At 60.7% G+C, this 11240-nt stretch carries 6 protein-coding genes; 2 read left to right on the top strand and 4 right to left on the bottom strand.

Features of this window, described 5'->3' with window-relative positions:
• The 4 genes from PK789_RS08935 to PK789_RS08920 form a co-directional block, all read right to left on the bottom strand.
• The coding region (locus PK789_RS08935) for an acyl-CoA dehydrogenase family protein (protein ID WP_324308419.1) at positions 1-242 on the bottom strand (242 nt) is incomplete at its 3' end.
• Positions 243-244: 2 nt separating this feature from the next.
• Complete coding sequence (locus tag PK789_RS08930) at positions 245-1345, bottom strand: Glu/Leu/Phe/Val dehydrogenase dimerization domain-containing protein (RefSeq protein ID WP_324308418.1); 1101 nt, start codon at positions 1343-1345, stop codon at positions 245-247.
• Positions 1346-1508: 163 nt separating this feature from the next.
• Positions 1509-4580: a diguanylate cyclase gene (locus PK789_RS08925; protein WP_324308417.1), complete on the bottom strand. Its 3072-nt coding sequence runs from the start codon at positions 4578-4580 to the stop codon at positions 1509-1511.
• Between the two features lie 98 nt (positions 4581-4678).
• Entirely contained in the window at positions 4679-5503 is an 825-nt protein-coding gene (locus tag PK789_RS08920; protein WP_324308416.1) for a ChaN family lipoprotein, read from the bottom strand.
• 120 nt (positions 5504-5623) lie between these two features.
• Between PK789_RS08920 and PK789_RS08915 the strand changes: the two genes are divergently transcribed.
• Both PK789_RS08915 and PK789_RS08910 read left to right on the top strand, forming a co-directional pair.
• Positions 5624-7612: a serine hydrolase domain-containing protein gene (locus PK789_RS08915; protein ID WP_324308415.1), complete on the top strand. Its 1989-nt coding sequence runs from the start codon at positions 5624-5626 to the stop codon at positions 7610-7612.
• A 79-nt stretch (positions 7613-7691) separates the two neighbouring features.
• Entirely contained in the window at positions 7692-11216 is a 3525-nt protein-coding gene (locus tag PK789_RS08910; protein ID WP_324308414.1) for a methylmalonyl-CoA mutase family protein, read from the top strand.
• Positions 11217-11240: the final 24 nt, after the last annotated feature.

The following is an 11240-nucleotide window of genomic DNA, read 5'->3' as shown; positions in this document are numbered from 1 at the left end:
GAAGCGCGGCTGATTTCTTCCATCGCCACCAGATGCGCCAGATAGCCCATCTCGCTGCCGCCGAATTCGGCGGGGATGGTCATCCCCAGCAGGCCCATTTCGCCCAGTTTTACCCACACGTCCTGCGGGAACAGATTGTCTTCATCGACCTTCGCCGCACGCGGTGCAATTTCGGCATCGGCAAAGCGGCGAACAGCTTCGCGCAGAGCATCGGTGTCTTCATCTAAAGGAAATGGACGCATCATCAGCTCCCGCGCACGCGGCCTTGAAAGCGCGTGCGACCGCGCCCCAATGGCAGTTTGAGTTTGCCGATTTTCTCGATACGCTCTTCCGCCAAGCGGTCGGCGGCTTTGTAGGTGGGGATGCCATCGCGGTCAGAGATTTCGTAGATGCGCGACAGGTTGTGATAGATCGTGCGCATCATGCGCATTGCACGTTCGCGGTTGTAGCCGTCCAGTTCCAGCGCCACGTTCATCACCCCGCCGGCGTTCACCGCGTAATCGGGTGCGTATAAGATGCCGCGACGCACGACTTCATCACCGATTTCGTTGTTGGCCAATTGATTATTGGCTGCACCGCAGATGACCTTGCACTTCAGCCGTGGCAGGGTTTGTTCGTTGACGGTACCGCCCAGCGCGCAGGGCGAATACACATCAACCGGCACATCGTAAATTTCGTCCAGACCCACCGCTTCGACACCGTAGTCTGACACCGCTTTGTCCACCAGCGACTTGTTGATGTCGGTGACAAAAATCTTGGCGCCGCGTTCTTTCAGCAGCTTCACGTATTCCATGCCCACATGGCCAAGGCCCTGCACGGCATAGGAATATTTGCCCACGTCCTCATCGCCAAACTTGCGGTTCAAGGTGGCCAGCAGACCCTGCAATGCGCCATAGGCAGTGAACGGGGAGGGGTCGCCGGAGCCGCCATGCACCTGATGCACGCCGGTGACGTATTCGGTTTCGCGGTACACGTATTCCATGTCGTTGACGTCAATACCTACGTCTTCGGCGGTGATATAGCGGCCACCCAGTGACTCCACAAATTGGCCGAACGCGCGGAACAGCGCTTCGGACTTGTCCTTGGCCGGATCGCCGATAATGACCGCCTTGCCGCCACCGATATTCAGGCCGGCCACGGCGTTTTTGTAGGTCATACCGCGCGACAGACGCAGCACGTCGTTCAGCGCTTCGGCCTCGCTTTGATACGGCCACATGCGGGTGCCGCCCAGCGCGGGGCCGAGCACGGTGTTATGGATGGCGATGATCGCCTTCAGGCCGGCATCCTTGTTGTGGCAGAACACGACTTGTTCGTGGCCGTAGGTATCAAGCGTCTCAAAAATCATGACTGAACTCCGGCCGAACCACAGCGATTATTGCGGTACCGGCGGCTATGGGTAAGGGAGTGGACGTTGGCTGCGTTGTGTATGGATGATCTGCTGGGGTGTTTGCAGCGGGGCATATTCTAAGCGATTCATCCCGACACGATGGGAATCGCCGTGGGTGGGGTTATTCACGCGCGCTGCGGACACAATTGCGCCCGGAGGCTTTTGCCGCATACAGCGCCCGATCTGCTGCGGCCAGCAAGCCGTCGGCGTCGCTGTTTTGTGATGCGGATGTTGCCGAAAGTGTGGCAGCCCCAATACTGATAGTCAGATGCGGGTGATGATTGCTGCAACACGCAGTGGCCAGCGTTTCCACCTGCTGCCGTAACTGTTCGGCCAGCGCGATGGTTGCGGCGGCATCAAGCCCCGGCAGCAACACGCAAAACTCCTCGCCGCCGTAGCGGGCGGCCAAACTTTGTGGTGGCAGCTGGGCTAGCAGGCATTGCGCGATTTCTTTCAAGCAGCGATCGCCGGTCAGATGACCAAGACTGTCATTGAGTTGTTTGAAGTGATCCAAGTCGATCATCAACAAGCCCAACGGTCGCTGCTGGGTTTGCGCATTGCGCAACTGCGTGTTCAACGCCTCAAACAAACGCCGCCGATTGGCCAGACCGGTCAGAGGGTCGGTATAGGACAGTCGATGCAACTCGTCATTGGCCAAGCGCAGTGCGGCCTCGCTGGCCTGCAATTGGGTGGTGCGCTGGTTCACCATGCTGCGTAGCAGGTCTTCTTGTTGCCGAAGATGGCGCAGGCGTAACCGCAGAACACCCCAAAACAGCAGCAGTGCAGCCATCACCATCAGTACCCGTGCTATCGGGGTTTGCCACCATGCGTAGGGCACCTGCACGGTCAAGGTGATGGGGACGGCTTGGGTGCCGGCAAAATCCATCGCCTCGATGCGAATCCGTTGGCGACCACTGGGCAAGCGCGCGAGTACGTGCGACTCGGCAGGCCCCCATGTGCCGCGCCCACCCTCAGCATCCAGCAACAGGACGCGGTAGCGCGTTGCCGCTTCCTTTTCGCCCGTGAATAAACTAAGGCTAAGCTCAAGACGACTGTCGCGTTTGGGGAATTTGATTGCAGTGGTATTCAGTGCAATCGGTTTGCCATCCACCAATAAACTGCTGACGACCAGCTTGGAAGGTTTGCGTGCTTGGTAGGGCGGCGGCGTGAACACTGCCGCACCCCCCACCGTGCCAATCCAGACCCGGCCAAAGGTGTCCACCTGCATGGCGCCGCCGTTGCACTCATCGTGTGGTAGGCCATCTTGCCGGTGATACGTGGTGGCACTGTAGCCGCGATCGGTAAGATGCCAGCGGGACACGCCATAATCCGTGCAGACCAGCAAATCGCCACGGCCGTCGCGTACCGCGCCATACACGAGGGGAATAGGCTGTGCGGGCAATGCCGGTTGGGTGACTAGGCGCGGTTGTTCGGGGTTGCTGATGTCGATCCGCATCAGGCCATGCTTATTACTGCCGACCCACAGTAAATTGCGCCCGTTCTCTGCAATCAGACGCAGGTCATACAGCGCGTCGATGGGCAGGCCGATATCGGTTTGGAAATACCGCCATTGCCCAGCGCGATAGCGCGCCAACCCATTCTCTAGGGTGCTGAACCATAGGTCTTGTCCCACCATTACCACGCCGTAGATTCGGCTGGGGGCATGCTGGCCGGTTGGCATCCACACCCAGTCTTGGCCGTCCCAACGGGCAATGCCTTGTGTGCGGGTACTGGCCCAGAGTTGGCCACCTTGGGTCAACATCAAGCTGGTTGATTCTTCCTTGCGCTTTTGCCATGGCGTTGGAACTTCGACAAACCGTTCTCCTTGCAGGCGTAGCACATAGCCGCCCCAGGTACCAATCCAAAGCGCGCCATCCTTGCTGCCATCGGGAACGCGCAAAATGCTGCGCACCGTCAAATTGGGGATGCCATCGGCGCTGCCGTAATGCCGCCAATGGCCGTGTTCATACCGGGCCACGCCCTCGCCATCACTGGCAAGCCACACCCGTTGCTGGCCATCTGTCATGGGCTCGATATGCAGGTCCCAGACGCCATTGGCACGGTTGCCCATGGTGCTGATCAATTGCCATGGACCCGAGAGCGGTATCCGCAGAGCGCCACCATCGGAACCCACCCACACTTCGGTGGCACCTTGGCTGGTTTTCAATTGCAGGAGTGCGCGAATACGGTCGGTGGAGGCATTGGCCTGCAGCTGTTGTGTGTGGGCGATGGGGGGCTGCCATGTTTGACCGTCACGCATGATGGCCAAGCCACTGCGAGTGGCGGCCCACACTTCGCTGGGTTTGCCATCGGGTTGGATCAGTGCAAGTTCGTTGACGAAATCGCTAGGTAGGGCGCTGTTGCCGGTATGCCAGCGCACCCACGCGTTGTCTTGCAGACGGGCTACGCCACCGCCCAACATGCCGGCCCACAGTGCAAATTGGCCATCATGCAGCGGTTGCAGCAACAAGTTGCGCACTTCATTGGTGCGTGGTCCTGCACCGGTGATATCCACGCGGGTACAGGCCCATTGCCCTGTACAGCGCACCAAACCTTGACCAAAACTACCAAGCCAAGTGACCGCCGGGGTGGTTTTGGTTGCGGGCTGCATGGCGATATCGAAAATTTCGTAATTGGCCAGCATCTTTGGCAGCGGCAGGTGCTGCCAACGCTGGCCATCCCAACGGGCAACGCCGTCACCGCTGACAAAAATGTGGTCTTGACTCCCGTGTGCAATGACCCGAATGCGGCGAACACGATGATCGCCGAACGGTGCGCCCAGAAATTGCCAGAGGCCATGCCGCCTGCGATAAACGCCTGAACCTTCAAATGCCGCCAGCAGATCGCCCGTGCGCGTTGTGGCCAACGCAAGCACTGCGCGTTTGCCCATCCCGGCGATGCCCGGCTCCAGCGCAATGCGCCCACCATTTTGCCTAGCCAAGCCTTGCATGGTGCCAAACCACACCTGGCCATCGGCTTGCGCCACGATGGTATTGACGGTGGGGTCGGGCAGGCCTTCGTCGGCCGCAAACACATCGGCAGGCATCCATCCACTGGGATCGGAGGCCAATGGCGCGGCGGCGGTCTCTGTCTTGTTGGACGCCGCACCGATAGAGGGCAGCGACGGGCTGCCCACCAGCCAGAGTGTGGCCAATGCAAAGATCGCGCTGAATTTGGTGACGTGGCGAATCATTTGCAGAATGCGAAAGCAAGTCTTGTGCCATACGCTTCCGAATGGGTTTGCCGCCACTCCGCGCCCAGCAGTGACGCACAACGTCAGTTTTGGTGTGGCTAGCCCGCTGGCTTGGGTGCTGTAAACCCTGCGCATGGGTCGGGCCGGGCGCTAGCCGGTATCCGCTGCACGGCGTCATACGGGGCGGCATTTGCATTGGGTTCCAAGAATCCCAGCGTGCTTGGGGTCAAGCCGGCGCGGTGCAACCAGAACGGTACCGCGATATCGCTGCGCACATGGCCGTTGCCGGCAATCAGCACGATGCCGGCTGCGTGCTGGTGCAGCGCTGTGCGTATGACATCGGCCATCACCACATCACGAGCGATCTGCGCCTTGGCCATCGGCACCACCATGGCCTCGGGTAATTGCCCGCAATGGCTATCACGTACTTCGGACGATTGCGCCGCCAACACGCTGACGGGCAGTGCATCCAAGCGGTAGTGGGCGATGAGGTCGGCAGGCAGCGCATCGGCAAACCCGGCACGCACGATGTTGGATGCCGCGGCGCGTGACAGATTGGCGGCATATAGCGGCAGTTGGTATTGCCGGGCCAGTTCAATGACGGGCTTGTAATGCGTCCACTCCCAACTGGATTTGGCGGGTGCGGCGCGGGCAATCACGCAGTCGGCATCGGTGCAGTCGCGCATCGCGGCATCCAGATCAGACTGGCGTTCGCGGTCAAATTGCTCCATCGCAATGGCCGGCCGCCAGCCTGTGGCCAATTTTTCGCGCAGCACGGCAATGCGGGCGGCGTGGCCGGCGGCGTTATCGTGGACTTCGCCCAGCAGCAATACTCGTGGGGTTGCAATGGCGACTGGCGTCGGCGTATGCGAGCAGGCAAGCAATGCGCTGAGGAGTGCCAGCAATGACAAATTACGAAGCATGGGAAAGGCACGGATTCAGGGGCTTCAGCATGCCACAACAGCATCGGTGGCCTGTATTCCAGAGTGAATGCGTTGAACACACGGTAGCCACCATTGTGGTCAGGCTATTGGGGAGTACTCATGCGTAACGTGTTCAAACATACGGCTCTGGCCATTGCCTTGTGTGTGCCTATGGCGGGGGTACAGGCGGGTGAGGCGGCATCGCAATCGGCAGTAGTTGCTGTCAATACCGAGACTGCGGTCGCAACCCCACGTGGCACGACATTCATTGTGCCTGAGGGCTGGGGCCATCAGCGACATGGCAGCGCCACATGGCTGACCCCACCCGAGGCCGATGGTTCGCGCGTGGTAATCGCGGATGCCACCGAAAGCAGCGCCGATGCAGCAGTTGCGGCGGCGTGGGCAGCCGTAGGCGCGACGCCCAAGTTTTTATTGGCGACCAATGCCAACCCGCGTGATGGCTGGGAGGAGCGGCGGTTTTACGATTACGACGTGCCGCAAAATGCCAAGCGTGCCATCAGCGCGGCCGCCTTGCGGCGGGGCAAGACATGGACGGTGGTACTCAACGACATCGATCAGGGGATAGCTGAAAAGCGCAGCGCGCAAATCGGAAAGATCTATCAACGCCTACAACCCGCTGGCTACGTGCGTGAAACCTTCGCCGGGCGCAGTGCTCATCCATTGGATGCGGCCCGCCTGCAGCAAGTGACCAATTTTGTCGAACAGATGCGCAAGGATTTTGACGTGCCCGGTGTCGCCATCGGCATCATTCAGGATGGCAAAGTAGTGATGGCACGCGGCTTCGGGGTGCGTCAGCTGGGCAAGCCTGCCAAAGTCGATGCCGATACCCGCTTCATGATCGCCTCTAACACCAAGGCGCTGACCACGCTGATGCTGGCCAAACTGGTGGATGCCGGCAAGCTGGATTGGAATGCGCGTGCCGAAGATGTGTATCCCGGCTTCAAACTGGGGGATGCCGCCACCACCGACAAGGTGCTGGTGAAGCACCTGATCTGCGCGTGCACTGGTGTGCCCAGGCAGGATATGGAATGGTTGTTTGAAGGCGAAAAACAAACCCCCGCCAGCGTGCTGACAACGCTGGGTACAATGCAACCCACCAGCGGGTTTGGTGAACTGTTCCAGTATTCCAACCCGATGGCTGCGGCTGCGGGCTATATCGGCGGCCAAGTTGCGTACCCCGGTAGTGAGCTGGGCGCCGGCTATGACAAGGCGATGCAGGCGCTGGTATTTGATCCCTTGGGCATGCACAACACCACCTTCGATTATGCCAAGGCGCAAACCGGTGACTACGCTGCGCCGCATGGTTACGACATCAACCATAAGGTGCAGGTCATGGGCATGGGGTTGAACGACACCATCATCGCCTCGCGTCCGGCCGGTGCGGCGTGGAGCACGGTGGACGACATGCTCAAGTATGTACAAATGGAAATCGACCGTGGCCTGCTGCCGGATGGCAAACGCTACATCGGCGAGGCTGCTTTATTGCAACGCCGTGAGCCGCAAATTGCCCTCGGCGTGGACAAGAATTATGCAATGGCCTTGATGGTGGACAACAGCGACGGCGTCACCGTGATCGACCACGGCGGCGACTTGGGCGGCTTTCATTCCAACATGATGTGGTGGCCGGAGCAGAAAGTGGGCGCGGTGATCCTGACCAACGCCGACGAGGGCGTGTACCTGCGAGGCCCGTTCAAGCGGCGGCTGATGGAGTTGATGTTCGATGGCGAGCCGCAGGCGGTGGCCGCCGCCACCGCTACGGCCAAAGCCAATCGCGCCGCATTCGATGCGCAGCGCAAGTTGTTGCAATGGCCTGCGGATGCTAAGGCCCTAGCGGGCTTGGCCAATCGCTATCACAACCCAGCACTGGGCGATTTATGGGTCAAGCGCAACCACGGCAAGGTCGTGTTTGACGTGGGGTCGTTTTCTTCCGCTGTTGCCACGCAACCACAGGTGGATGGCAGTTTGGCCTTCGTGACCATCGATCCGGTGGCTGCCGGGTTCCCGTTTGTCGGTGCAGTGAAGGCTGGTATGCGCCAGCTCATCGTGCGCGACGGCCAGCATGAGTACGTGTTTGATGAAGTGAAGTAGGGCTGCCGCAAACGCAGCGGGTTGCGTTCGCATGGGCGGTACAATAGGCGATTGCCACGTCCCATGTGAACGCAGCCTCATGAATACCCCCGCCGCCAATCTGCCGCAGCAGCACGTCGAGTCCACCCCGCTGCGCTTCGTCACCGCCGCCAGCCTGTTCGATGGCCACGACGCCGCAATCAACATCATGCGTCGGCTGATCCAGGCACAGGGTGCGGAAGTGATTCATCTGGGCCATAACCGCTCGGTCGAGGATGTGGTGCGCGCGGCCTTGCAGGAAGACGCCGACGCGATCGCGCTGTCGAGCTATCAGGGCGGCCACGTCGAATACCTGAAGTACATGGTGGACATGCTGAAAGCGCGCAACGCCGCGCACATCCGCGTGTTTGCCGGCGGTGGCGGCACCATCACCCCCGAGGAAATCCGCGAGCTGCAAGCCTACGGCGTGGAACGCATCTACCACCCCAATGACGGCATGCACATGGGCTTGGTGCACATGATCGAGGATGTCGTGGCGCGTGCCGAAAAGGCGCGCCTACCGGTGGATATGCCGCACAAGGTCAGCTTCGACAACGAGATTGAAATCGGCCGCATGCTCAGTGCCATCGAGGAGCAGGCGCTGGACGAAACCACGCTCAATCATCTGCGCAAAGAATGGCAGTTGGCCGGTGCCAAAACGCCGGTAGTGGGCATTACCGGCACCGGTGGTGCGGGCAAATCTTCGGTCACCGACGAACTGTTGAACCGCTTTCTGGCGCAGTTTCCGGACATGCATATCGCGGTGATCTCGGTGGACCCGACCCGTCGCCGCACCGGCGGCGCCTTGCTCGGCGACCGCATCCGCATGAACGCGCTGCGTTCTCAGCGCGTGTTCATGCGTTCGATGGCCACCCGCCGCCAGCACATGGCGACCAATGTGGTGCTGAAGGATTGCATCGGCTTCCTGAAGTCGCTGGGCTATGACCTCGTTATCGTCGAGACCGCCGGCATCGGTCAGAGCGACTCGGAGATCGTGGATCTCGTCGATTTCCCGATGTACGTGATGACCAGCGACTTCGGCGCGCCCAGCCAGCTCGAAAAAATCGACATGCTGGATTTCGCGGAACTCGTCGTGCTCAACAAATTCGACAAGCGCGGTGCCGAAGACGCACTGCGCGACGTCCGCAAGCAGTGGAAGCGCAACCACGTCCGCTTTGATGTGAAGGATGGGGATGTGCCGGTCTACCCGACGATCGCGTCGCAGTTCAACGATCCTGGCCTGAACTGGATGTTCGCCAACCTGTGCCGGCTGCTGCGCGAGAAGCTGGCGCTGGATGTTGGCCAGTGGACGCCGACGCTCAATACCGAGCTGAAAGAGCCCCGCGCCACCGTGCTGATTCCGGGTTCGCGGGTGCGCTATCTGGCCGAGATTGCCGAGCAGGGCAGGGCGATCAATGCGCGCATCGAATCGCAGGCGGAGGTCGCCGATCGCGCGCAGTCGTTGTGGCAGGCACTCAAGGAGCTGGGCGATGCCGCGCTGCCGAAGGCGCTGGAGTTGTACCCCGCCGAGGCCGTGCTTCCCTCTCCCTCCGGGAGAGGGACCGAGGGTGAGGGTTCGGCGTCGCACCCTCACCCCAACCCCTCTCCCGAAGGGAGAGGGGCGCAAGCGCCAGATCGCTCGCTACTCACCCTGCGCCAGCGCTACAACGACGCCATCCAGTCGCTGGATTCCGAAGCACTCAAGCTGCTGCGCGAGTGGCCGGCGCGGCTGAAATCCATCGTCAAGCCGGTCAACGAATACCAGGTGCGCGATAAAACCATTCGCGTCGAAAACTACCGCGAATCACTCTCGCATCAGCAGATCCCGAAGATCGCCGCGCCCACCTACAAAAGCTGGGGTGAGTTGCTGACTTTCCTGCAAAAGGAAAACCTGCCCGGCGCATATCCCTATACCGGCGGCGTCTATCCCTACCGCCGCACCGGCGAGGACCCGATCCGCATGTTCGCCGGTGAAGGCACGCCGGAGCGCACCAATCGCCGCTTCCACTACCTCAGCGTGGGCCAGCCTGCCGCACGGCTTTCAACCGCCTTCGACAGCGTGACCCTGTACGGCGAAGACCCGGCGCCGCGCCCGGACATCTTTGGGAAGATCGGCAATTCCGGGGTCAATATCCCGACCCTGGACGACATGAAGAAGCTGTATTCCGGCTTCGACCTGTGCGCGCCGACCACCAGTGTGTCGATGACCATCAACGGCCCGGCGCCCATTATCTTGGCGATGTTCATGAACACCGCCATTGACCAGCAGGTGGAGAAATACCTGAAGGCCGACCCGGCGCGTTGGGCAGCAGCGGAGCACAAGATCGCGGCGTTTTTCGAAGGCCGCAACCGCCCGCGCTACGAGGGCGAACTGCCGGCCACCAATGATGGTCTTGGCTTGGCCTTCCTCGGCATGACCGGCGACCAATTGGTGGATGCCGACACCTATGCCCGCATCAAAACCGAGACGCTGAAAACCGTGCGCGGCACGGTGCAGGCCGACATCCTGAAGGAAGATCAGGCGCAGAACACCTGCATCTTCAGCACCGAATTCGCACTGCGGATGATGGGCGACATCCAGCAGTATTTCGTCGACCACGGTGTGCGCAATTTCTACTCGGTGTCGATTTCCGGCTACCACATCGCCGAGGCCGGCGCGAACCCGATTTCGCAGCTGGCCTTCACGCTGTCCAACGGCTTCACCATCGTCGAGTACTACCTTGCGCGAGGAATGCGCATCGACGACTTCGCGCCGAACCTGAGTTTCTTCTTCAGCAATGGCATGGATCCGGAATACACCGTGATCGGCCGCGTCGCCCGCCGCATCTGGGCCCGCGCCATGCGCGAGCGCTACGGGGCATCGTCCCGCAGCCAGATGATGAAGTACCACATCCAGACCAGCGGCCGCAGCCTGCACGCGCAGGAAATCCAGTTCAACGACATCCGCACCACGCTGCAAGCGCTGTATGCGCTGTTCGACAACTGCAACAGCCTGCACACCAACGCCTACGACGAGGCGATCACCACGCCCACGGAAGAGAGCGTGCGCCGTGCCGTCGCCATCCAGATGATCATCAACAAGGAACTGGGCCTGAACTTCTGCGAGAACCCGTGGCAGGGCAGCTTCATCGTCGACAAACTCACCGACATCGTGGAAGAGGCGGTGTACAAGGAGTTCGAGGCGATCAGCGAGCGCGGCGGCGTGCTCGGCGCGATGGACACCATGTACCAGCGCGGCAAGATCCAGGAAGAGTCGCTGTACTACGAACACAAGAAACACGATGGCAGCCTGCCGCTGGTCGGCGTCAACACCTTCCTGCCCAAGGAACACGGTGGCGACATCGTCACCGAGATCGAACTGATCCGCTCGACCGAAGGGGAGAAGGGGCAGCAGATTGCGAACGTGGCGGGGTATCAGGGCAACCGCAACGAGTTTTCCAGCGAAGGACTGCGTGGGCTGCAAACCACCGCTCGCGAACGGCGCAACGTGTTTGCATCACTGATGGAGGCGGTGAAGACGCATTCGCTGGGACAGATCAGCCATGCGTTGTATGCGGTGGGTGGGGAGTATCGAAGGAATATGTGAGCACGCCGATTGTCGCCTGAATCT

The organism is Thermomonas sp. (assembly GCF_035369645.1).
Lineage (GTDB): Bacteria > Pseudomonadota > Gammaproteobacteria > Xanthomonadales > Xanthomonadaceae > Thermomonas.
Note: the sequence above shows the minus strand (reverse complement) of the source record. Positions and strands in the feature narration are given on the sequence as shown.